Annotated in this window: 22 protein-coding genes, 1 tRNA gene and 1 pseudogene; 20 read left to right on the forward strand and 4 right to left on the reverse strand. The window is 70.2% G+C overall.

From position 1 onward, the window contains the following. The first annotated feature begins 54 nt into the window (after nucleotides 1-54). The 4 genes from cpdR (at nucleotide 55) to MOTC310_RS29345 (ending at nucleotide 2,112) form a co-directional block, all read left to right on the forward strand. The gene (cpdR, locus tag MOTC310_RS29330) at nucleotides 55-411 is read left to right on the forward strand and encodes a cell cycle two-component system response regulator CpdR (protein WP_003603128.1); all 357 of its coding nucleotides are present in this window, start codon (nucleotides 55-57) and stop codon (nucleotides 409-411) included. A 102-nt stretch (nucleotides 412-513) separates the two neighbouring features. Next, on the forward strand, nucleotides 514-783 hold the full coding sequence (gene grxC / locus MOTC310_RS29335) for a glutaredoxin 3 (RefSeq protein WP_331292316.1): 270 nt from the start codon (nucleotides 514-516) through the stop codon (nucleotides 781-783). After that, nucleotides 776-1,633 carry a carbon-nitrogen hydrolase family protein gene (locus MOTC310_RS29340; RefSeq protein ID WP_331292315.1) on the forward strand — a complete coding sequence of 286 codons (858 nt, stop codon included), beginning with the start codon at nucleotides 776-778 and terminating at the stop codon, nucleotides 1,631-1,633. The genes grxC and MOTC310_RS29340 overlap by 8 nt, the downstream gene beginning before the upstream one ends. A gap of 20 nt (nucleotides 1,634-1,653) precedes the next feature. Continuing rightward, on the forward strand, nucleotides 1,654-2,112 hold the full coding sequence (locus MOTC310_RS29345) for a DUF1178 family protein (RefSeq protein ID WP_331304316.1): 459 nt from the start codon (nucleotides 1,654-1,656) through the stop codon (nucleotides 2,110-2,112). A gap of 23 nt (nucleotides 2,113-2,135) precedes the next feature. Here MOTC310_RS29345 and MOTC310_RS29350 read toward each other — a convergent pair whose 3' ends face one another. Together MOTC310_RS29350 and MOTC310_RS29355 are read right to left on the reverse strand one after the other, a co-directional pair. Continuing rightward, nucleotides 2,136-2,624, reverse strand: coding sequence for a disulfide bond formation protein B (locus MOTC310_RS29350; RefSeq protein WP_331304317.1), 489 nt, complete (start codon nucleotides 2,622-2,624; stop codon nucleotides 2,136-2,138). A 2-nt stretch (nucleotides 2,625-2,626) separates the two neighbouring features. After that, entirely contained in the window at nucleotides 2,627-3,208 is a 582-nt protein-coding gene (locus tag MOTC310_RS29355; protein ID WP_331292311.1) for a YqaA family protein, read from the reverse strand. A 125-nt stretch (nucleotides 3,209-3,333) separates the two neighbouring features. On the opposite strand from MOTC310_RS29355, the gene MOTC310_RS29360 reads away from it, so the two are divergent. From MOTC310_RS29360 to MOTC310_RS29380, 5 genes are all read left to right on the forward strand, one after another. Beyond that, a tRNA-Leu gene (locus MOTC310_RS29360) sits at nucleotides 3,334-3,418 on the forward strand. 171 nt (nucleotides 3,419-3,589) lie between these two features. Continuing rightward, nucleotides 3,590-4,531: an NAD(P)/FAD-dependent oxidoreductase gene (locus MOTC310_RS29365; protein ID WP_331304318.1), complete on the forward strand. Its 942-nt coding sequence runs from the start codon at nucleotides 3,590-3,592 to the stop codon at nucleotides 4,529-4,531. Further along, nucleotides 4,531-5,448 carry a histone deacetylase family protein gene (locus tag MOTC310_RS29370; RefSeq protein WP_331304502.1) on the forward strand — a complete coding sequence of 306 codons (918 nt, stop codon included), beginning with the start codon at nucleotides 4,531-4,533 and terminating at the stop codon, nucleotides 5,446-5,448. The genes MOTC310_RS29365 and MOTC310_RS29370 overlap by 1 nt, the downstream gene beginning before the upstream one ends. Before the next feature lie 185 nt (nucleotides 5,449-5,633). After that, nucleotides 5,634-5,807, forward strand: coding sequence for a hypothetical protein (locus tag MOTC310_RS29375; protein ID WP_331304319.1), 174 nt, complete (start codon nucleotides 5,634-5,636; stop codon nucleotides 5,805-5,807). 146 nt (nucleotides 5,808-5,953) lie between these two features. After that, complete coding sequence (locus MOTC310_RS29380; protein ID WP_331304320.1) at nucleotides 5,954-6,196, forward strand: hypothetical protein; 243 nt, start codon at nucleotides 5,954-5,956, stop codon at nucleotides 6,194-6,196. A gap of 210 nt (nucleotides 6,197-6,406) precedes the next feature. On the opposite strand, the gene MOTC310_RS29385 is transcribed toward MOTC310_RS29380, so the two are convergent. Beyond that, nucleotides 6,407-7,042: a 2-dehydro-3-deoxy-6-phosphogalactonate aldolase gene (locus tag MOTC310_RS29385; RefSeq protein WP_331304321.1), complete on the reverse strand. Its 636-nt coding sequence runs from the start codon at nucleotides 7,040-7,042 to the stop codon at nucleotides 6,407-6,409. Beyond that, nucleotides 7,039-7,929 carry a 2-dehydro-3-deoxygalactonokinase gene (locus MOTC310_RS29390; RefSeq protein WP_331304322.1) on the reverse strand — a complete coding sequence of 297 codons (891 nt, stop codon included), beginning with the start codon at nucleotides 7,927-7,929 and terminating at the stop codon, nucleotides 7,039-7,041. Before MOTC310_RS29390 ends, MOTC310_RS29385 begins: the two co-directional genes overlap by 4 nt. 198 nt (nucleotides 7,930-8,127) lie before the next feature. Here MOTC310_RS29390 and MOTC310_RS29395 point away from each other — a divergent pair, with 198 nt between their 5' ends. The 11 genes and pseudogenes from MOTC310_RS29395 to MOTC310_RS29445 all read left to right on the forward strand — a co-directional run bounded on the left by MOTC310_RS29395 (nucleotide 8,128) and on the right by MOTC310_RS29445 (nucleotide 22,415). After that, nucleotides 8,128-8,886, forward strand: coding sequence for an ABC transporter ATP-binding protein (locus tag MOTC310_RS29395; protein ID WP_331292304.1), 759 nt, complete (start codon nucleotides 8,128-8,130; stop codon nucleotides 8,884-8,886). Next, entirely contained in the window at nucleotides 8,879-9,619 is a 741-nt protein-coding gene (locus MOTC310_RS29400) for an ABC transporter ATP-binding protein (RefSeq protein ID WP_331292303.1), read from the forward strand. The genes MOTC310_RS29395 and MOTC310_RS29400 overlap by 8 nt, the downstream gene beginning before the upstream one ends. Before the next feature lie 94 nt (nucleotides 9,620-9,713). Then, nucleotides 9,714-10,931, forward strand: a complete 1,218-nt coding sequence (locus MOTC310_RS29405; protein ID WP_331304323.1) for an ABC transporter substrate-binding protein — start codon at nucleotides 9,714-9,716, stop codon at nucleotides 10,929-10,931. A 28-nt stretch (nucleotides 10,932-10,959) separates the two neighbouring features. Beyond that, nucleotides 10,960-11,847: a branched-chain amino acid ABC transporter permease gene (locus tag MOTC310_RS29410; RefSeq protein WP_043380394.1), complete on the forward strand. Its 888-nt coding sequence runs from the start codon at nucleotides 10,960-10,962 to the stop codon at nucleotides 11,845-11,847. Nucleotides 11,848-11,867: 20 nt separating this feature from the next. Continuing rightward, the gene (locus MOTC310_RS29415) at nucleotides 11,868-12,851 is read left to right on the forward strand and encodes a branched-chain amino acid ABC transporter permease (RefSeq protein WP_331292301.1); all 984 of its coding nucleotides are present in this window, start codon (nucleotides 11,868-11,870) and stop codon (nucleotides 12,849-12,851) included. A 142-nt stretch (nucleotides 12,852-12,993) separates the two neighbouring features. Continuing rightward, nucleotides 12,994-13,347 carry a hypothetical protein gene (locus MOTC310_RS29420; protein WP_331292300.1) on the forward strand — a complete coding sequence of 118 codons (354 nt, stop codon included), beginning with the start codon at nucleotides 12,994-12,996 and terminating at the stop codon, nucleotides 13,345-13,347. 59 nt (nucleotides 13,348-13,406) lie between these two features. Next, nucleotides 13,407-15,387: pseudogene (gene mutL, locus MOTC310_RS29425) on the forward strand (DNA mismatch repair endonuclease MutL). Nucleotides 15,388-16,595: 1,208 nt separating this feature from the next. After that, a complete protein-coding gene (locus tag MOTC310_RS29430; RefSeq protein ID WP_331304324.1) occupies nucleotides 16,596-17,180 on the forward strand; it encodes a hypothetical protein in 585 nt (194 codons plus the stop codon). A gap of 8 nt (nucleotides 17,181-17,188) precedes the next feature. Continuing rightward, complete coding sequence (locus MOTC310_RS29435) at nucleotides 17,189-19,468, forward strand: hypothetical protein (protein ID WP_331304325.1); 2,280 nt, start codon at nucleotides 17,189-17,191, stop codon at nucleotides 19,466-19,468. 11 nt (nucleotides 19,469-19,479) lie between these two features. Beyond that, on the forward strand, nucleotides 19,480-20,448 hold the full coding sequence (locus MOTC310_RS29440) for an ATP-binding protein (protein WP_331304326.1): 969 nt from the start codon (nucleotides 19,480-19,482) through the stop codon (nucleotides 20,446-20,448). After that, nucleotides 20,445-22,415 carry a TniQ family protein gene (locus tag MOTC310_RS29445; RefSeq protein ID WP_331304327.1) on the forward strand — a complete coding sequence of 657 codons (1,971 nt, stop codon included), beginning with the start codon at nucleotides 20,445-20,447 and terminating at the stop codon, nucleotides 22,413-22,415. The genes MOTC310_RS29440 and MOTC310_RS29445 overlap by 4 nt, the downstream gene beginning before the upstream one ends. Nucleotides 22,416-22,430: the final 15 nt, after the last annotated feature.

Consider the following 22,430-nt stretch of genomic DNA (forward strand, 5'->3'; position numbering starts at 1 on the left):
CATCGCCTCCCTTTATGGGATCAACTTCTCGACTCGAAGGCTCGGATCCGGCCGATGAAAATCCTGCTGGCGGAAGACGACAACGACATGCGCCGGTTTCTGGCCAAGGCGCTGCAGAACGCGGGCTACGATGTCCTGTCCTTCGACAACGGCCTCTCCGCCTACAACCGGCTGCGCGAGGAGCCGTTCGAGCTCCTGCTGACCGATATCGTGATGCCCGAGATGGACGGGATCGAGCTGGCCCGCCGCGCCACCGAACTCGATCCCGACATCAAGGTGATGTTCATCACCGGCTTCGCGGCGGTCGCCCTCAACCCGGATTCGAAAGCCCCGAAGGACGCCAAGGTCCTCTCGAAGCCGTTCCACCTCCGCGATCTCGTGAACGAGGTCGAGAAGCTCCTGGCCGCCTGATCCTGCCGGCGCGCACGCGTCGGCCTGTGACCACTCGGACATAGGCAAGTCGCGCCCCGTACTCCTATATGTCGGGAGTTCACGGGCGGGACGAAGATCGCGATGCAGCCGGTCACAATCTACACCACGGCCTGGTGTCCCTACTGCTCTGCGGCCAAGAGCCTGCTGAAGGAGAAGGGCGTCGCCTTCCAGGAGATCGACGTCGAGCGCGTGCAGGGTGCCCGGTCCGCCATGGTCGAGCGTGCCGGCGGCCGCACCAGCGTTCCGCAGATCTTCATCGGCGCCGCGCATGTCGGCGGCTGCGACGACCTCTACGCTCTGGACCGGGCCGGAAAGCTCGACCCGCTGCTCAAGGACAGGGCCGATGCCTGAGCCCCGCTTCACGGCTGCCTGCGTGCAGATGCGGTCGGGGCGCGACCCGTCCGCCAACCGCGACGCGGCCGTGGCTGGCGTGCGCGAGGCGGCGGCGCGGGGCGCAGCCTACGTCCAGACACCTGAGATGACCTCGCTGGTGGAGCGGAGTCGCGAGCGCCTGTTCGCCCACGTCACCACCGAGGAGCAGGATCAGACCCTGGCGGCGCTCCGCGAGGTTGCGCGGCAGACCGGGACGGTCGTCCAGATCGGCTCGATCGCGGTCAAGTCCGGCGACAAGATCGCCAACCGTGCCTACCTAATCGGCGCCGACGGTGAGATCCTGGCATCCTACGACAAGCTGCACCTGTTCGACGTCGACCTTCCGAGCGGCGAGCGCTGGCGGGAATCCGCGACCTATTCCGGTGGCGCCTGCGCGGTGCTCGCCGAGACGCCGTGGGCCACGCTCGGCCTGACGATCTGCTACGATATCCGCTTTCCCGCCCTGTACCGCGCTCTCGCCGAAGCGGGTGCCGAAGTCCTGACGGCTCCCGCCTGCTTCACCCGCCAGACCGGAGAGGCGCACTGGCACGTCCTGCAGAGAGCGCGGGCCATCGAGACCGGCGCCTTCGTGATCTCGGCGGCGCAGGGCGGCCAGCACGAGGACGGGCGCGAAACCTACGGGCACTCGCTGATCGTCGATCCCTGGGGTCGGGTGCTGGCCGATGCCGGCGGGGCCGAGCCCGGGATCATCCTGGCGGAGATCGAACTCGCGCACGTCGCGGAGGCCCGGGGCCGCATCCCCTCGCTGCAGCACGGCCGACCCTTCACGGTCGAGCGCGTCGGTTCGCGGGTTCAGGCCGCGCAATAGGCACCACAGCAAGCACCAAAATGATCCGGTACAGTCTCGTCTGCGATGCCGGGCACGGCTTCGAGAGCTGGTTCCCGTCCTCCGATTCCTACGACACGCAGGTCGCACGCGGTCTCGTGACGTGTCCGGTCTGCGACAGCGCCAAGGTCAGCAAGGCCCTGATGGTGCCGAGCGTCGCCCGCACGGATCGGGAGCGCGCGCCGGCGCCGGCGCCGGTCCCGAAGGCGGAGGCGCCGGTGACGATGGTCGCCGAGCCGGAGCGGCAGATGCGGGCGATGCTGCGCGCGCTCCGGGAACACGTGGTGGCGAATGCCGAGCATGTCGGGGCGCGCTTCCCCGAGGAGGCGCGCAAGATCCACTACGGCGAGGCGGAAGGGCGTTCGATCTACGGCGAGGCGAGCCCCGCGGAGGCCCGCGCGCTGATTGACGAGGGCATCGAGGTGGCGGCGATCCCGGTCCTGCCCGATGACCGGAACTGAGCGGCTTCGCCGGTCCGCGCGCCTCAGGGACGGAGCGCGGCGGTCCCCGCGAACGAGGCCAGCACGGCCGAGATCGCGGCGCTCCAGCCTGCGAGCGATACGCCCAGCACCCGCAGCGCGGCCACCGAGCAATCGACGACCTTCGTGCTCTGCAGGCTGTTGAGGAAGTCGCCGACCTGGCCCGGATTGGCGCCGGTGCCGCCGCCGCAATCGGAGGGTCCCGGCCAGAAGCCCCACTCCGCGCCGGCGTGGTAGACCCCGATCCCCGCCCCGTAGAGCAGGCCGAGGGCGGCGAGGCCGAGGGCGATCCGCGCCAGCCGCTCGGGCAGGAACAGCGCCATCAGGCCCAGCGGCACCGCGGCGTAGTAGGGCAGCCGCTCCGTCAGGCAGAGCTTGCACGGCGCGTAGCCGTATCCGTACTGGAGGACGAGCGCGGCCCCGACGGTGAGGGCCGAGGCGATCGCGAGCCACAGGCCAGCGGTCTTGAGGCGCAGGGCAGCCGCCGTGTTCATCGCTACAGGATCACCTTGAAGAGCAGGAAGCCGAGGACGATGACGGCGACGGAGATCGCCGCGACCGCGTTCAGGTGCCGGTCGAGCACGCCGCGGATCTGGACACCGTAGCGGCCGAGCAATCCGGCGAGAATGAAGAAGCGGGCGCCGCGGGTCACGATCGACAGGATCGTGAACCAGAACAGGCTGTAATGCGCGAAGCCCGACGTGATCGTGACGAGCTTGTAGGGGATCGGCGTGAGCCCCTTCAGCAGGATCACCCAGTGACCGTAGCGCGCGTAGGAATCCTGGAACGTCGCCGCCGAGTTCTGCAGGCCGTAGAGGCGGATGAGCCACTCTCCGACGGAGTCGAACAGCAGGGCCCCGATCGCGTAGCCGACGAGGCCGCCCAAGACGGAGGCGACCGTCGCGATCGCGGCGTAGAACCAGACCCGGTCCGGCCGGGCGACCGCCATCGGCACCAGCATCACGTCCGGCGGCACCGGGAAGAAGGAGCTTTCGGCGAAGGCCACGGCGCCGAGCGCGTAGGGCGCGGAGGGCCGGTCACTGAGGGCCAGGATCCACGCGTAGAGCCGGCGGAGCATTCAAGGTCCCGGTTTGTGCGATCGCCGCCCTTTGAGCATAGGCGCCCCGCCTTGGCCAGATCGCCGACCCGCGCAAAAACAACACTTGGCCGCGGCCGCCGACCTATGCGAAGAGCCCCTGGCACGCGGGTATGGCGGAATTGGTAGACGCGGGCGACTCAAAATCGCCAGCCGCAAGGCGTGGGGGTTCGATTCCCTCTACCCGCACCACGGCGCCACCGACGAGCGCGGGATGCTGTCGGACCGCAGGACCGGCTCCGCGCAGAGAGCCCCTCTCGATCCCTGATTAGCGCGAATCCGTCGCTCTGACGCCGCGCGTCGCGTCCCCTATCTTCGCCGTCGCGCGGTCGGCAGGGCCGTTCGTCGAGGTGGGGCAGGGGCGTGAACGAGCACGGAATCGTCGCGGTCCTCGGCGCCGGCATCGCCGGCGCGGCCGCTGCCCGCCGGCTGTCCGAGTCAGGCCTCCACGTCCGGGTCTTCGACAAGGGGCGCGGGGTCGGGGGGCGCATGGCGACACGGCGGGTCGGTGGCATGCAGTTCGATCACGGCGCGCAGTTCATGCGGGCGCGCGGTCCCGCATTCGCGGCAGAGCTCGACCGCTGGGCGCAGCGAGGCATCGCCGTGCCCTGGGCCGGTTCCGACAGGTATGTCGGCCTACCCGGCATGACCGAGCCCGTCCGCGCTCTGCTCGCGGGTCTTCCGGTTTCGAGAGCCACGACAATCGTCCGGCTTCGACGCCAGAGATCGTGCTGGCACGTCGAGGACGCGTCCGGCACCGTTCACGGCCCGTTCGACGGCGTCGCGATCACCTTCCCGGCTCCCCAGGTCGCGACGCTGCTCGCAGCGTCGGGTGTCGCCTTGCCCGGTATCGGCCGCGCCGCCTACGCGCCGTGCTGGTCCCTCATGGTGGCGACGGACGCGTCGCCTCCGGATGTCCTGATCGAGCCCCGAACGGACCCGGTCGGCCTGATCGCGCACGATTCCTCGAAACCCGGGCGACCTGCCGGTTGCCGATTGACGGTGCACGCGACGCCGGACTGGTCCCGCAGACACCTCGAGACGCCGCGCGAAGCGGTCGTCGCCGAGCTTCTCGGAGCGGCCGAGGACGTTCTCGGCACCGGGCTCCGTCCATCCTACGCGGAGGCGCATCGCTGGCGCTACGCCCGGGTCGAGACCGCCCTGCAGAAGCCCTGCCTGTACGATCCGGACCTGCGTCTCGGCGCGGCCGGCGACTGGTGCCTCGGAGCCCATATCGAGGCGGCCTACGACAGCGGCGAGGCACTGGCGCGGGGCCTCGTGGCCGATCTGGGCCGGCCCGCGTGATCCCGCCGATCGCCTTCCATCCGGCCTACGAGGCGGCGCTCCCGTCCGGCCACCGCTTTCCGATGCGCAAGTACGGCCTGCTCGCCGAGACGCTGGTCGCCAAGGGCTTGGCACCCCTCGGCTTCGTCACGCCGGAGCCCGCCAGCGCGGACATCCTGCTGCGCGCCCACGATCCCGCCTACGTGGAGGCGGTGCTGGCTTGCGATGTCGGGCGCGAGATCGAGCGGGCCATCGGCCTCCCGGTCGATGCCGCCCTGGTCCGCCGCTCGCGGGCCTCGGTCGGCGGCACCCTCCTGGCCGGACGCCTCGCCCTCGCGGAAGGTCTGGCGGGCAGCGCCGCCGGCGGCAGCCACCACGCGCGGCGCCAGCAGGGCGCCGGCTTCTGCGTGCTGAACGATGTCGCGGTGGCGGCCCGCGCCCTCCAGGCCGAAGGCCTCGTCCGGCGCGTTCTCGTGGTCGATCTCGACGTGCATCAGGGCGACGGGACCGCGGATTGCCTCGCGCTCAGTCCCGACCTGTTCACGCTCTCGATTCATTGCGAGAACAACTACCCCGCCCAGAAGATCGCCGGCGACCTCGACATCGGTCTGCCCGACCGGCTCGACGATGCCGGGTACCTCGACGTCCTGCGCGCCCGCCTGCCGCCGCTCCTCGACGCCTTCGCGCCGGATCTCGTCTTCTACAACGCGGGGGTTGATCCCCATCGCGATGACCGCCTCGGCCGTCTCTGCCTCACCGATGAGGGGCTGCTCGCCCGCGATCGGTTCGTCGTAGCGCAGGCCCGTGCCCGCCGGATCGCGCTCGCTGCGGTGATCGGCGGTGGTTACACGCACGATGTCGAGGCTCTCGCGCGGCGCCACGCCCTCGTCTTCGAGGCTCTGGCCGCCGAGGCGGCGGCGGGAGCGACGTCCAGATGAGTCTCGGCGCGTGAATCCTGCTTGAGAACTGCAGGTGAGACCAGATTGCATCACGCGACGGTCGATATGCAGTCCTCGCTTTCGCGGGAAAGGTTTTGGGAACGGCTGCGGTCGAGGATCCAGGTCAGGCGGATCGATGAGGCGGATCCGCCGCTCGCATTCGATGACGCCGGTGGAGTTCGAGCATGCTCGCGCGGGTCTGGGACGTGGTGAAGGTGACGCTGGCAGTGTCGGCCCTGATCGCCGCCGCCCTCGTCTCGGCGGACAAGCTCGATCGTCAGAGGACACAACCGGTCGTCGGCGCGGCTCTGATCGAGCCAGTGACCACCGGTGCGATCGGACCGGACGCACGCCGCTGAACTCGTCGGTCGCGAAGGTCGGTGGCGGCGCCCTGCGTCAGATTGAAACAAGCGCGACGGGATATCTTCCCCGGTGCCGACGTTCTCGCCGGATGCCGAGGCTTGGCCGCGCGCTGCCCCCGATCCGTTCAGGAGACATCACTGCGATGAAGTCCGCCACCCTCACCCTGTTCGCCGTCCTGTTCGGCTCGGCACCGGCGCTCGCGGAGACCGGCGCCGACCGGGCCGCGTGCACGCCGGACGTCATGCGCCTGTGCGCCGCCCAGATCCCGAATGCGGGGGCGATCACCCTCTGCCTCCGCGAGAAGCGGGTGTCGCTGAGCGGTGCGTGCCGGATGGTCGTCGACCGGTCCGAGCGGTCGGCCCGCGAGATCGCGAACCGCCGATAGGTTCGGCTCGCCGCCCCGCCGGCCGCTGATTCACGGCCAGACCTCGACGATGCGGCGGTCGGTCGCGACCGCGGCGGTGGTGCCGGGCAGCGGTCGCGCTGGCGTCGTTCGGGACGATCCGGAGGCGTCCGCCGATCGGTGGCCCGCGGCGCGACCCATGCGTCCTGCTTCAACGGCTTGCGCAGAGCGGGCGGGCCGCCGACCGGGTCCTCAGGAGGAGCGCCTCAACGCCGCCACATAGGCCGCCGCATCGCGAGCGACGTCGGCCGCCGCCTTCCCAGGCCGGTACAGATTGGACCCGAGACCGAAGCCGTCGGCCCCAGCCTGACGCCAGCCCGCGATGGTCTCGGGCACGACACCGCCGACGGCCAGGACCCGCGTGTCGGGCGGCAGAACCGCGCGATGCGCCTTGAGCGCCAGGGGCGTCGCGACGTCCGCCGGGAACAGCTTCAGCGCGGTGGCGCCCGCCGCCAGGGCCGCGAAGGCCTCCGTGGGCGTCTGGTAGCCCGGAAGGGAGACGAGGCCCGCCGCGACGGTCGCGCCGATGACGGCCGGATCAGCGTTCGGCGACACCACGAGGGTCCCCCCGGCGGCGGCGACCTCTCCGACGTGAGACGGGGTCAGGACGGTGCCGGCTCCGACCAGCGCCCGCCCGGCGAGGCGCTCGGCGAGCACCGCGACGCTCCGGAGCGGATCGGGAGAGTTGAGGGGCACTTCCAGGAGGGTGAAACCGGCCCCGACCAGGGCTTCGCCCACGGCCGGCGCCTCGTCGGGCGTGAGCCCGCGCAGGATGGCGACGAGCGGGCAGGCCGCGAAGGCCGCCTCGAACCGGTCGAGGATCGTCATGCCCGCAGACTCCAGATGGCGTGGATACCGGCCGTTGTCGAACCGTCGGGCACCGTCACCGGATCCCCGCCCGCCTCGGTGATCGCGGCGGCATAGAGCGCCGCGAGGCGGCCGCCCCCGAGCAGGTGTACCGGTCGGCGCCGCAGGTCGGCCCGCGTGCCGAGATCGGCGCCGACCAGGATGCCGCTGGCGTAGGGGGCCGCCTGCTCGGGCCCGATCCGGTCGAGCAGCAGGCCGGATCGGACCTCGAACAGGGTGGCCGCGAGGTTGCCAGAGGTCAGGCCGCGGCGGATGCCCGCCCGGAAGGCGTCCCCGTCCTCGACCGAGCCGTCGAGCATCCCGGCCAGGATGCCGTGCGCCCGGAGGAGGGCGAAGAATTCCCCGGTCATCACGGTGGTGAAGTCCGTGATGGCCCCGTCGACCGTCTCGATCCACTTGTTGTGCGTGCCGGGCTGGCAGAACAGCGCCGTCGCGGGCGCCGCGCCCGCTCCGATCGCCCCGAACACCTGGATCTCCTCGCCCCGCATCACGTCGGGACGCGCGCCGTCCCGCAGAGCCACCCCCGGGACGATCCGGACGTCGGGGGCGGGCTCCAGGCAGGCCTCGGCCAGGGCGGCGAGGGTCGCCGGGGCGTCCACGTAGGGCGCCGGCCGCCAGCCCCGATTGGAGCCGACCATCCCGACGGCGATGATGGGGCGGGCGCCGAGCCGCGCGCGCAGGGCCGCGATCTCCGCCGGATACGCGTCGGGCGTCAGGGCGAGCACGCCGCGGTCGTCGTGCAGGCTGTCGAGGACCGCTCCCGCCTCCGACATGGCGAAGGCCCGCCGGTTCGTCGTGCCCCAGTCGACGGCGAGGTAGGCCGCGCGACCGCCCATGTCGAAACCCATCAGTCTATGCCGCCTCGAATTGTCTGAGTTAATTGGGCGTGGCGACGCGGTCAAGTTCGGTTCGCCGGCCGCCATGACACGGGTGGCGACTGATATCACTCCCGGGGGATTGTCGCGCCGCCAGGAGCGTTTGCGATGGACTGTGCCGTCGCGGATCGGCGATATGGCGGCAAGAAATCAAACCCGGGAGGGACACGCTTGGCACGGGATGTAATCCTGGCGACCGATGGCCTGACGATGGAGTTCCGCGGATTCCGGGCCGTCAACGGCGTGGCGTTGCAAGTGGAACGCGGCACCATCCACGCGCTCATCGGCCCGAACGGAGCCGGCAAGACCACCTGCTTCAACCTTCTGACGAAGTTCCTGATCCCGACCGCCGGGACGATCCGCTACAAGGATCGCGACATCACCGGTCTGAAGGCGGCGGACGTCGCCCGTCTCGGCCTCGTGCGCTCCTTCCAGATCTCCGCCGTGTTCCCGCACCTCACGGTCATGGAGAACGTCCGCATCGCCCTGCAGCGGCGGCGGCGCGGCGATTCCTTCGACTTCTGGCGTCCCGAGCGGGTCCTGCGCGCGCTGAACGGCGAGGCGCTCGCCCTGGTCGAGGCGGTGGGCCTCTCGGACTTCGCCGACGTGCTGGCGGTCGAGCTCTCCTACGGGCGCAAGCGCGCGCTGGAGATCGCCACCACGCTCGCCCTCGATCCCGAGATGCTGCTCCTCGACGAGCCCATGGCCGGCATGGGCCACGAGGACGTCGACCGGACCGCGGCCCTCATCCGCCGGGTCTCGAAGGACCGGACGATCCTGATGGTGGAGCACAACCTCTCCGTGGTCGCCTCCCTGTCGGACCGGATCACCGTGCTGGCCCGCGGCCAGGTGCTGGCCGAGGGCGACTACGCCACGGTCTCGAAGGATCCGCGCGTGGTCGAAGCGTATATCGGGGCGGGACATGCCTGAGGCGGCTCTCAAGACACCTCCGGCGGCCGCGACAGACGCGCTGCTGACCGTCCGCGGCCTGGAGGGCTGGTACGGCGAGAGCCACGTCCTCCACGGCATCGACATCGACGTGCGCGCGGGCGAGGTGATCACGCTGCTCGGCCGCAACGGCGCGGGCAAGACCACGACCCTGCGGGCGATCATCGGGATCCTCGGCAAGCGGTCGGGCTCAATTGTCTACGACGGCGTCGAGACGGTCCGGATGGCCTCGCGCAACATCGCTCGGCTCGGGATCGGCTACGTGCCGGAGGAGCGCGGCATCTTCGCGAGCCTGACGGTCCACGAGAACCTGATGCTGCCGCCGCGGGTGAAGCCCGGCGGCATGTCGGTGGCCGACATCCACGCGCTGTTCCCGAACCTCAAGGAGCGCGCCGGCAGCCAGGGCACCAAGCTCTCGGGCGGCGAGCAGCAGATGCTGGCGATCGGACGCATCCTGCGCACCGGCGCCAAGCTGATTCTGCTCGACGAGCCGACGGAAGGTCTCGCGCCGGTCATCGTCCAGCAGATCGGCCGGACCATCCAGCAATTGAAGGCTCAGGGCTACACCATCGTCCTGGTGGAGCAGAATTTCCGGTTCGCCCAGACTTTGGCGGACCGGCACTTCGTGATCGAGCAGGGGCGGGTGGTCGACATGATCCCCAACGCCGAGCTTGACGCCAATATCGACAAGCTGCACGCCTACCTCGGCGTCTGAAACTCGCACGCGAAAACCGTAGAAGCGCCAGAAAACGGCGACCCGATACTCGGCCGGCGGAGATCCGCTGCGCCGCTGGAGGATGGAAACGCACATGCTCGGACGCATTGCTCGGCCCGTGACCCTCGCCGCCCTCGCCGGCGCCCTGATGATGGGCACCGCGGTGGCGCAGACGAACGTGAAGATCGGCATCCTGGGCGACCGCTCGGGCGCCTACTCGGACATCAGCGGCGAGGGCTCGGTCGTGGCCGCGAAGCTCGCCGTCGAGGACTTCAAGCCGGAGCAGCACGGCCTGAAGGTCGAGATCGTCTCGGCCGACCACCAGAACAAGCCGGATGTCGGCGCGGCCATCGCCCGGCAATGGTACGACCGCGACGCCGTCGACATGATCACCGACGGGGTGACCTCCTCGGTGGCGCTGGCGATCAGTCAGGTCACCAAGGAGAAGAACAAGGTCTTCATCGACACCGGCGCCGGGACGGCCGACCTCACCGGCCCGCAATGCACGCCGAACACGATCCACTGGGTCTACGACACGGTGGCGCTGGCCAACGGCACCGGCGGCGCGATGGTCAAGCGCGGCGGCAACACGTGGTTCTTCCTCACCGCCGACTACGTCTTCGGCCAGACCCTCCAGCGCGACACCAGCGCGGTGATCACCAAGAACGGCGGCAAGGTCGTGGGCTCGGTGAAGACCCCGTTCCCGACCTCCGACTTCTCGTCCTTCCTGCTGCAGGCGCAGGGGTCGGGCGCCAAGGTGATCGGGCTTGCCAATGCCGGCACCGACACGATCAACGCGATCAAGCAGGCGGGTGAGTTCGGCATTACCGAGGGCGGCCAGGCGCTCGCCGGCCTCCTGGTCTTCTCCTCGGACGTGCATTCCCTCGGCACCAAGGTCGCGCAGGGGCTGGTGCTGACCGAGCCGTTCTACTGGGACCTGAACGATCAGACCCGCGCCTTCTCGGACCGGTTCGCCAAGCAGATGAAGGGCGGCTCGAAGCCCACCGCCAACCACGCCGGCGTCTACTCGGACGTGCTCCACTACCTGAAGGCGGTGGCCGAGCTGAAGTCGACGGCCGACGGGGCCGCCACGGTCGCGAAGATGAAGGCGATGCCCACTGACGACCCGCTGTTCGGCAAGGGGACGATCCGCGCCGACGGGCGCAAGATCCACGACATGTACCTGTTCGAGGTCAAGAAGCCCGCCGAGTCGAAGGGCGAGTGGGACCTCTACAAGAAGCTCGAGACGATCCCGGGCGATCAGGTCTTCCGGCCGCTCAACGAGGGCAACTGCCCCCTGGTGAAGGGCTGACGGTGGGATCGGGGCGCGGAGACCGGCCATGACCACGATCTTCGGTGTGCCGACGCAGGCGCTGTTCGGTCAGCTGCTGCTCGGCCTGATCAACGGCTCGTTCTACGCGATCCTGTCGCTCGGGCTCGCGATCATCTTCGGGCTCCTGAACATCATCAACTTCGCCCACGGCGCGCTCTACATGATGGGCGCCTTCGTGGCCTGGATGCTGCTCACCTATGTCGGCCTCGGCTACTGGTGGGCGCTGGGGCTCGCCCCGCTGGTGGTGGGCGCGTTCGGCATCGTGCTGGAGCGGGTGCTGATCGCGCGGCTCTACAAGCTCGACCACCTCTACGGCCTGCTGCTGACCTTCGGTCTGGCGCTGATCATCCAGGGCCTGTTCCGCAACCAGTACGGCGTCTCGGGCCTGCCCTACGCGATCCCGGCCGAGCTGTCCGGCGGCCAGCGGCTGCCCTTCATGTTCCTGCCGAACTACCGCGCCTGGGTGGTGGTCGCCTCGCTGACCGTCTGCATCGCCACCTGGCTCGTCATCGAGAAGACCAAGCTCGGCGCCTATCTCCGCGCCGCCACCGAGAACCCGACCCTGGTCCAGGCCTTCGGGGTCAACGTGCCGCTGTTCCTGACGCTGACCTACGGGTTCGGCGTCGCGCTCGCGGGCTTCGCCGGGGTGCTGGCGGCGCCGATCTACTCGGTCAATCCGAACATGGGCGCCGACATCATCATCGTGGTCTTCGCCGTGGTGGTGATCGGCGGCATGGGCTCGATCATCGGCTCGGTGATCACGGGCTTCGCCCTGGGCCTCGTCGAGGGCCTGACCAAGGTGTTCTATCCAGAGGCGTCGGCCACCGTGATCTTCGTGATCATGGTGCTGGTGCTGCTCGTCAAACCCGCCGGCCTGTTCGGGCGCACGGCCTGACCGCGATCTGAGGCATCCCCATGGCCGACACCGCCGCCCTCGACGCCGCCCCGATCGCCGCCGTTCCGACGAGCCGGGACGACAAGGCGCTCCACCGCCTGATCTTCGTCGGCATCGCGGTGCTGCTCGTCGTAGCACCGCTCGTCCTGTACCCCGTCTACCTGATGAAGGTGCTGTGCTTCGCGCTGTTCGCGCTCGCCTTCAACCTCCTGCTCGGCTACGGCGGCCTGCTCTCCTTCGGCCACGCCGCCTATTTCGGCATGGCGAGCTACCTCTGCGCCTACACGGCCAAGAGCCTGGGCTTCACCCCCGAATTGGCGATCCTCGCCGGCACGGTCACGGCCGCGCTGCTGGGGCTGGTCTTCGGCGCCCTGGCGATCCGCCGGCAGGGCATCTACTTCTCGATGATCACCCTGGCGCTCGCCCAGATGGTGTTCTTCTTCTCCCTGCAGGCGAAGTTCACCGGCGGCGAGGACGGCATCCAGGCGGTGCCCCGCGGTAACCTGTTCGGCGCGATCAGCCTCGCGGACGACCGGGTGATGTACGCGGTGGTGGCCGTGGTGTTCATGGCGGGGATGCTGCTGATCTACCGGATCATCCACTCGCCCTTCGGCCAGGTGCTGAAGGCGATCCGCGACAACGAGCCGAGGGCGATCTCGCTCGGCTACCGCGCCAGCCAGTACAAGCTCGCCGTCTTCGTGCTCTCCGCGACGCTCGCGGGACTCGCCGGCTCCACCAAGGCGATCGTCTTCCAGCTCGCCTCCCTCACCGACGTGCACTGGTCGATGTCCGGCGAGGTGGTGCTGATGACCCTCGTCGGCGGCATGGGGACCGTGTTCGGGCCGATCGTCGGCGCGCTGGTGATCGTCACGATGGAGACGTACCTGGCGCAGTTCGGCGCCTGGGTTACGATTATCCAGGGCTGCGTCTTCGTGCTCTGCGTGCTGCTGTTTCGCGAGGGCATCGTCGGCCTGGTCGCCCGTATCATCCGCCGGCCGCTCTAGGTCGAAGGTTCGAACGGAGCGCGGGTTGCGCCGCTGCAACGCCTCCATCCCGGCGCGCGGCGGGGGGAGTGTCCACAACCAATGGTGTGATTTCGTTAACCAAGACCGCCCACCCTGACAGCTTCACGCCGTCGGGGGCCGCATGACCCAGAACCGAACGCTCAGCATCGACGATCCCGCCCACGACTGCCCCGTCGCGTCGGACGTGGTCGGCCGTCTCATCAAGGCCGATCCGGAGGGCACCGCGTTCCTGCTCGACGGGATCCCGGAAGCGACCCGGGCCCGCCTCGCGGTCTGGCTCTACGGGCGCAGCCACACCCACGCGATCGGCGTCCGCGTGGCGGCGACCTGCGAGGGCGCGACCCTGCGGCGGACCGCGGGTCTCGTCGGGAACGTCCTCTACGACCTGTCCCGCCGTCCCGTGACGGCAGCGAGCCACGGGACACGCGCCGGCACCGGACGCATCTCTCTGGGCGGGTCGCAGCGCCGCGCCTGACGGGTTCGGTCGGTCGGCACGATTGGATCGCCGCCGCGCAGGGACTATCCTGCGCGCCGATGTCCTCCCTGTCCGCGCCGTCCGTCCGCCGCCTCGATCCCGTGCTCGTCGACCGCATCGCCGCGGGCGAGGTGGTCGAGCGCCCAGCCTCGGCCGTGAAGGAGCTGGTCGAGAACGCGATCGATGCCGGGGCCCGGGCCATCGAGGTCACCGTCGAGGCCGGCGGGCGCCGGCTGATCCGGGTCGTCGATGACGGCCGCGGCATGACGCCGGGCGATCTCGACCTCGCGGTCGAGCGGCACGCCACCTCCAAGCTCCCGAACGGCGATCTGACGGCGATCGACACCCTCGGCTTTCGCGGCGAGGCCCTGCCGTCGATCGGCGCGGTGTCGCGACTCGCGATCGTCACCCGGACGCCGGAGGCCGAGGCGGGGGCGAGCCTGACGGTCGAGGCGGGGCTGAAGGGGCAGGTCCGGCCGGCTCCGGCCCAGCGCGGCACCCGGATCGAGGTGACCGAGCTCTTCGCCGCCACGCCGGCGCGGCTCAAGTTCCTGAAATCGGATCGGGCCGAGAACGCCGCCATCGCCGAGACGCTGCGCCGCCTCGCCGCGACGCAGCCCGGAATCCGCTTCACCCTGAGGGCCGATGCCGGGCAGCCGCTGGTCCTGCCGGCCGAGACCGGGGCCGAGGCGGAGCTGCGCCGGCTCGCGGCGGTGCTGGGGCAGGACTTCCTCGCCAACGCCCTGCCGGTCTCCCTGGCCCGGGAGGGCTTCGCGGTGACCGGTCATGTCGGCCTGCCGACCTATCACCGCGGCGCCGCGACCCATATCCACCTCGCGGTCAACGGTCGCCCCGTGCGCGACCGGCTCCTGCTCGGGGCGATCCGCGGCGCCTACGCCGACACCCTGGCCTCGGACCGACACCCGGTGCTCGGCCTCGCCATCGCGTGCGACCCGGGGCTCGTCGACGTCAACGTCCATCCCGCCAAGACCGAGGTGCGCTTCCGCGAGCCGGGACTCGTCCGAGCGCTGATCGTGAGCGCGATCCACGATGCCCTGCGCCGGGGCGGCGCCCGCTCGGCCACGACCGGCGCCGCGCGGACCCTCGACGCGCTGCGCCCGGCCGGCCCTCCGCTCGCGACCCACAGCGGTGTCGCCGCACCGACGCTGTTCCGGCCGACGCGTCCGGGCCTGTTCCCGCCGGGCGCGCCCTCCGTGGCGGCGCCGGCCGGATACCGTCTGCCCTCCGCGTGGCGCCCGGCGCCGCAGCCGGCGCGGGGCGNCGTGGCGCCCGGCGCCGCAGCCGGCGCGGGGCGGGCCGGACGGCTTCGGCGAGCCCGCTCAGGCCGCGTACGCGACGTCAGACCTGACCGAGGTGGCGGCCCCGCCCCAGGCGGATACCCGCCTCGCCGCCGAGGCGCCGGAGGCGCTCGACCATCCCCTCGGCGCCGCCCGCGCGCAGATCCACGAGACCTACATCCTCGCCCAGACCCGCGACGGCCTTGTGATCGTCGACCAGCACGCCGCCCACGAGCGCCTCGTCTACGAGCGGATGAAGGCCGAGCGGGAGGCGGGCGGCATCGCCCGCCAGGGGTTGCTGATCCCCGACGTGGTCGAGATGAGCCCCGAGGAATCCGACCGGCTCGTCGCGGCCGCGCCGGATCTCGACCGGCTGGGCCTCACCATCGAGGCCTTCGGGCCCGGAGCGGTGCTGGTGCGCGAGGTGCCGGCAGCGCTGATCGGCGCCTCGACGCGCGATCTCGTCACCGACATCCTCGACGCCCTGGAGGCCAGCGGCGACGAGGAGGGCGGGGCTCCGGCCGCGGAGGGCGGCCCGCTGGGGCGCCGTCTCGACGCCGTCCTGTCGCGCATGAGCTGTCACGGCTCGATCCGCGCCGGGCGGCGGCTGAGGGCGGAGGAGATGAACGCCCTCCTGCGCGAGATGGAGGCGACGCCGAATTCCGGACAGTGCAACCACGGACGCCCGACCTCGATCGAGCTGAAGCTCGCCGACATCGAGCGGCTGTTCGGCCGCCGATGAGGTGACGGGCCCGGGTAGAAGCGATTCTTTTACAGAATAAGAGCGATTCACCCGAGCCAAGATAGTATGGCGGGTGGTCGGACCGCGCCAGGGAAATCACGATAATACTTGGAGCGGCACGAGCGAAGAGCCCGGCGCGTGGAAGCGCTGACGCCTGATGCGTCGTACGCTGTGCCACGCCGACGGCCATCGCCAGGCATCATTCATCGCCGGGAACAGCTTCGCACTGCCGTGCCTCGCAAGGAATATTGGTTAATTGTCTCGGCTCGTGTCGAATCGCCAACAGAAGTCGTTCTGATTGAGGCTGTAATGCCCGCTTTCCACACTTTGGATGGGTGGATTTTCGCAGCGATTCCGTGCATACTCAGAAGATCGATGTAAATTCGGAATCTCATCTCTCGCGGCCAGGTAGGCGCCTGCCTGCGGACGATCGCGTTTTCTCTGTGGATAACTCGGGGACGTTCCCTCCGCGGCATGGGGGATCGATCGCGATCGGGCCCCGAGGCCAGCGCGCCTGCCGACTCCGGAGTCCGACTCAGGTCGAGCATCAAGTGCCTGGACGGCATTGATTTCGTCCCAGCGTTCGACAGGAACGCTGTCAGACTGATTTCCTAAAAAGATTCCCTCGCGCGCAACTGACTCTTTTCGCGTGTCCGATCAACGACTTGATGAGTCGGGCGATCGGCGGCAGCGTGCGCGAACGGCACCTAACCAGCGAGCAGGTCGGGATGTAGACGCCTGAAACACGAACCCCCGCGGCGGTGAAGCCACGGGGGAAGCGCCATATCGAAACGTTGCCTGAGCGGGCCTCGGTAGCTCCCTGGACAAGATCTCCGGGGACCGCTCTCCGCGTTTCTCCTTGTCGGGCCGGGCTGACGCCGCGGCTCGGGCAGAGGAACCGTGCCCGAACGACCGGGCGCGTGCAAGCCCTGCTCCAGGGGCGCCCGACGCCCGCTTCCCCCCGAGACCGCCTCATCCAAGCCTCCGGCCGCGCTCGGCCGGGCGCCCACTTCGTTCGCCACGGAGAGAGCATGCGCATCGATGCAGCGGAAGCGGCCCTCAGGATCAGGACGATCGCCGACATCCACGAGGATCCCCGTGGCGGCCCGGTCCGCCTGATCATCAACGGACGTCACCGCAAGCCGACCGGGCGCTATCACAGCGTCAAGGCCAGCCGCTCCATGCCCTGGGAGGACCGCGCGGAGCGCATGTATTTCTGGCTGTGCGAGGCGGATACCGCCGTGGCCAGCTACCTCGCCCAGCCGCACGGCCTCGAAATCAAGGTCGCCGGCCGTAAGAAGCCGCTCCTGTACTACCCCGATATCCGCCGCGACATGGCCGACGGGCGGGTCGAGATCCGCGAGATCAAGAGCCGAGCCGGGAAAAAGGACCTCCGGGATCCGGATTACGAGCTCAAGCTCCACCTAGCCGCCGAGATCTATGAGCGCCTGGGCTGGGACTTCGCCGTGCTCCACCAGGCGGAGGACATCGAGCGCCCGCGGCAGCGGTTCGCGACGGCGCAGGAGATCCAGCGCCGGCGGCGTGTTCGCGTCGGCACCCGGGACCGCTTCGCGCTGATCGATGCGATCGAGCGCGAAGGCGGCATCGCCCCGCTGGGCGCGATCGTCGACGTACTGGGGAGCGAGCCGCTCGGCCGCGCGAAGGCCTATGCGGCCATCGTGCGGCGGATCGTGCACGTGCCGCTCGACCAACGCCTCGCTGCAGACACCCCGGTCTCGCTCCTGCGTGGTGGGCTCGACGCGTCGCGCGCCGGTCTTCGTCGTCGGGGTTGAGGTCGGCCATGGCGTTGAAGGCCACTCACCGCACCGGCGACGTCTGGGTCCTGCCCGAGGGACGGTACGTCTATCGCATGGAGTCCACCGGCGGACGAATGATGTTCGAGCCGGTGAGCGGAGGCGGCGCGCCGATCTTCAGGACGGAGGACTGGATCGAAGAGATGCAGGCGGCGCGGAAGGCGCGCCGGGTACGCCAGCATCGTAGGTCGGACGGCAGCCTGCAGGACGGTTCGGCCGGCGATGGCGTCGACGAAATCGGGCCCGAGGGATTGAGCGAGTACGGGCGGACGCTCCGGCATTACCTGCGGGAATGGGATGCGGCTCCGTGCGGCAAGGGCACCAAGGCCCTGGACGCCTTCGTGGCGCGGCATGCACCGGCCGCCGCGCGGCAGGGGCTGCATAGGCTTCCCAGCGCAGGCGCGCTGCGGCGTGCGATCAACGGCCGAGGCACGCTCCACGACCGCCCGAGCCGGCTGCTGGAAAGCAGGCGGGGAAAGGTCCCCCGGCAACGCTGGCCGAAGGCGACGCAAGAAATGTTGCGCCGGGCAATCGCCTGGTTCTACGCGCGTCGCGAACGGACGCCCGGCGACGCGTACGCTTGGCTGTTCCGGGCCATGCGCAAGCTGAACGGGCTGTGCCGGCACCGCTACGGCGGCGTTTGGCAGACCCTGCGCTGTCCGTCCGTCGAGACGGTGCGCACGCGGATCCTGTTGGCCGAGAGCCTTCTGACGCTGACCACCAAGTATGGCGAGAGGGAGGGACGGACGCGCTGGAAGGCGACCGGGCGCGGGCTGGTGGCCGAGAAGATCCTGGACATCGTGCTGATCGACGGCACGACGCTCGACGGTTGGTGCATCCTCGACGACCGCCATGGCCGCCTCATCCCATGCGGCCGCCCGACGGTGACCCTGGCGATCGATCTCTGGTCGCGCTGCGTCCTCGGCGTGGTGATCAGCTACGAGGGCGAGAGCCTCGACACGATCATGGAGTGCCAGCTCCAGGTCGTGACCGGCAAGCACGCGATCATCGAGCGCCTCCCACACCTGCGCGAGATGCTGGAGGACCTGCACGGCCTGCCGCAGACCGTGGTCGTCGACAATGCGTGGCGCCAGGGCGGCGTGAGCTACCAGGACGCCAACGCGGACGCCGGGATCAGCGTCGAGTGGGCTCCGGTCAGAAACCCGGAGTGGAAGGCTTACGTCGAGACCTTCTGGCAGACGCTGAACCGCCTGCTCGTCCACAAGCTGCCCGGCGGCGTGCCGTTCGGGCCCGAGATGATGCGCAAGCTCGGGCTGGACCCGGCCAAGACGGCGACGCTCACGCTCTCGAAGCTTGAGGAGCTGGTCTACGAGGCGATCTTCCGGGTGTACCACGGCCGGCCGCACCGGGAGACGAAGCTCTCCCCGCTCGTGGCGTGGCGGATCGGCCTCGAAGCGGGCCGGGAAACCATCGATGACATCGAGGCCCTGGCCGCCGCCTTCGGAACCGTCGGGGACGCGACGCTCGACCGGCAGGGCATCAAGTTCAAGGGCTTCCGCTTCCACGACCCCGGGATCACCCAGGCGCTGCTGGCCGACCTCGCCCCGCATGACCCGGTCCGGGGGCGACGCCAACGGCTGAGCAGCGCCAAGGCGAAGGTGAAGGTCAAGCACCGTAAGGGCAGCATCGCCGAGATCCAGGTCTGGAACCCCAAGGCGAAGCCGCGAGCCCGGTACGTGTCGCTGCCGAACTGGGATGAGGCCTACGCCGCGCTCCCGGGAATCGGCTTCGGCCATCACGAGCGGATCAAGGCCTGGGCCGCGGCCAACAACCTCGCCTTCAACACGTCCGAGGATCGCATCCTGGCGCACGACCACCTGCGTGCGGTGACCGAGAACGCGGCGCCGGACGCCAAGATGGAAGCGATGCGCCAACGCAGGCGGCTGCTCGAACCGCTGAAGACGGCGATCCGCACGGACGGCGACGCCGTGCGCATCGTGGACGCCCGGCCCGGGACGCTGCGCCACAAGCCCTACGATCTGCCGGCCGACATGGCCGCGCCCGAGCGCGACGACGACGGCATGCCCGAGAAGGGCCCCCGTCGCGGCGGGCGGCGCGCCGGCGAGGGCGGACGCAAGGGGCGAGGCGGCGTTCGGCCGGCATCCGGGACGGGCGCGGCCCCGGTGCCGCCCGCCGGGACCCGACGGGTGGCCGGGGGAGCGCCGCTGGTCGTGGACGACGACGCCGCGGCCGCGGTGATGGCCGAGATGACCCGGCGCCTGGGCGGAACCGCATCGCGGAAGTGAAGGAGGGCAGCATGTCGATCGAGGACCGCCTGGCATACGCCAGGCTCGAATTCCGCAAGTTCCGCATCCCGCACCCCCATGTCGCCCGCATCGCCGCCGAGCTCGACGTGTTGCGAAAGGTCGGGCAGGCGTCACGCAAGGAATGGGAGGCCAAGGGCAGCCGGGGCGCGCGTATCCCGCAGAAGCTCCTCGCCATCATCGGTCCGTCCCAGACCGGCAAAAGCACGAGCATCCAGAACTATCTGGAGACCGTGGTCGCCGCCGAGGACCATGACGACGAGACCGAACCGGTGCTCCACGTGACGATGTCGGCCCAAGCCACGACCAAGAGCCTCGGTTCGGATATCCTGGAAGCCTACCTCGACAACGACTTCGACAGCGGCACGGCCCGCTCGCTTCTGCGGCGTGCCTCGATCCAGATCGAGAGCGCGCGCACGGACGTCCTCGTCCTCGACGAGATCCACCACCTCATCGACAACGATAAGAACGGCACGACCGCCTGGAGCGTGACGGAGACCATCAAGCGTATGCTTATTCGGGGGGCTTGCCCGTTCCTCGTCATGGGGACCGAGAAGGCTCGCCCGCTCCTCCTGAACAATCCGCAATTCAAGGGGCGGACCTACGCGCCGATCTTCCTCGATCCGCTCGATCTTGCCCGGCCGGCCGAGCGGAAGACCTTCATCGAGCACTGCGCCGGCTTCGACCTGAAGTTGGTGGAGCATGGCATCTTCCCGAAGCCCTCGGGGCTGGTGCGCGGCGAGATCCCGGCCGCCCTCTACGACGTCAGCCAAGGCGTGATCGGCACGGCCTCGGCCGTGTTCGAGGCCGCCGCAGAGATCGCGATCCGCGGTGGTCGCAGCGTCATCGCCCTCGATGACATCAGCGACGCGATCGACGACTGGGCGATCCCTCTGCAATACACGGATTACAACCCGATCGCTCAGGGCCTGCGCGAGATCCGGCCGCGGAAGCGCGCGTGAGCCTGGCCGCGCCGACGGGCCCGGTCGGGATCCCTTGCGGTCGAGCCGGTGCCAGGCCGCCGCACGTCCGGCCCCTGCGTTTCAGTGCGGATCCGGCCCCCCACCCCGACGAGAGCCTGCTCGGGCTCGCGGCGCGGACGATGGCGCGCAACGGTTACACCGATCTCCTGCGCCTGCGCCGGTTCGCGGGCCTCGCGGGCCGGGACGTCGGAACCTACCCGGCGCTCGACGACGCCGAAGCCAGCCGACTCGCCGCAGTTCTGCGCCTCCCGGATGAAGTCGTCGTGCATCGCCTTCACCGCGTCGTCGAGCGCGCGGACGTGGCGGGCGACCGCATCGACTTTTTCGGTGTGCCGCTGCGGGCGGCCTACCGGGAATGGCGATGGCGGCGGACCTCGCCGCGCGCCTTGGCCTTGGCGCCCTACCACCGTGCCATCCACGACCTGCGTCCCTTCGGGTTCTGCACGCAGACGCTTGAGACCCTGATCGACGCGTGTCCGGTCTGCCACCGGAGGTTCGGCTGGCATGTCACGCGCGGGATCGCCTTCTGCCCACGGTGCGTGGACGAGGATGACTATCCGACGGTCGACCTCAGGGATCACCCGCAGCCGCTCGTCGAGCTGGAGGATCCCGCGGGCGCGCTGTTGCTGGCGACGCTGGTCGACCCGCGTCCGGACGTGCGCGCCGAGGCGATGCGCCGGGTGGACCCGGCCCTGCGGCACGAGACCCCCGGCGACCTGTTCGAGCTTGCCATCTCCGTGGCCCTGGCGATGGTGACGCCGCCGGACGCCGACAAGAACGCTGTCCGGTCTGTTCGGGGCGACGGCGCGATCACCTTCGAGCCGGCCAGGCTCGCGCAGGTCGGGCGCATGCTGATCGAGTGGCGATCGGGGTTCTCGGTCGCCGCAGATCTGATGCGCGCCACCGCACCCGCTCGCGACATGCGCTTCGGGGTGCACAAGGAGATCGGCGCGCTGCGGCTGCTGCGGACGCGGCGCACCCTCGCTCCCGGCATCCGGACCCTCGTCGCCGACGCCATCCGGCACGACATGCGCCGCACCGCCGAGAAGCCCGCGGCCCCACGGAGGAAGGCCGACCGCGACGAAGGCCTGGTGGACGCGCGCCAGGCCGCCGCGATCCTCGGCGTCGGCGGCAAGACAGTGAGGAGGCTGGCGAAACGGGGCGCTATCGACGTCGTTCGATCCGGCGATCGTGCCATGGTGCTGATGCGGCGGGATGAGGTCGAGGCGCTCCGACAGGAGCACGCCGACATGGTCGATGGCCCTTCAGCGGCGCGCGCCGTAGGATTGCCGCTGGAGGCCCTGGAAGCCCTCGCCGACACCGGCGCGATCACCCGGGCGACCGGTCCCGCCCTGGGCCTCGTCGCCGCGCGGGTTCACTTCCGCCGTTCCTCCCTCGACGCCTACGTCGCGCGGGTCATCGCCGGCGCGCGGGACGGCGGCTCGACCGTCACCTACCGGCCGTTCGGGACCGCCATCCGCCGGCTGCCGCCCGGCGACAGGCCATGGCTGGCTATCCTGGCGGCGATCGGCGACGGGAGGTTGCCGTGCCGGCCCTGCGCGGCCGCCGGGCCGGCGCTCCTGCGGCTGAGCGTCGACGAGGCCGCCTTGGCGCGTGTCGCCGGCTTGGGCGAGGCGGGCGGCGACGGCGCGGTGACGGTCGCCTATCGCGAGGCGGCGATCCTGCTCGGCGTGCCCGAGCCGACGGTGTCGTGGATCGTGGCGGCGGGGCTGCTCGCCACCACCGGCGACCATGATCGGCGCCTAACCCGGGACGCGATCCGGCGCTTCAATGCGGAGTACGCGTTGACGGCGGAGGTGGCGCGAAGTCTCGGCGTACCGCCACCGCGGCTGAAGCAGGTCCTGGCCGCGCGCGGCATCCAGCCGGTCGCGGCCCTCCACAAGGGCATGAGGCTCGTGTGGCGGCGCGGCGAGGTGCTGGGATGAACCGCCGATTGTGGG

The sequence above is a fragment of the Methylobacterium oryzae genome, assembly GCF_036441375.1.
GTDB lineage: Bacteria > Pseudomonadota > Alphaproteobacteria > Rhizobiales > Beijerinckiaceae > Methylobacterium > Methylobacterium oryzae_A.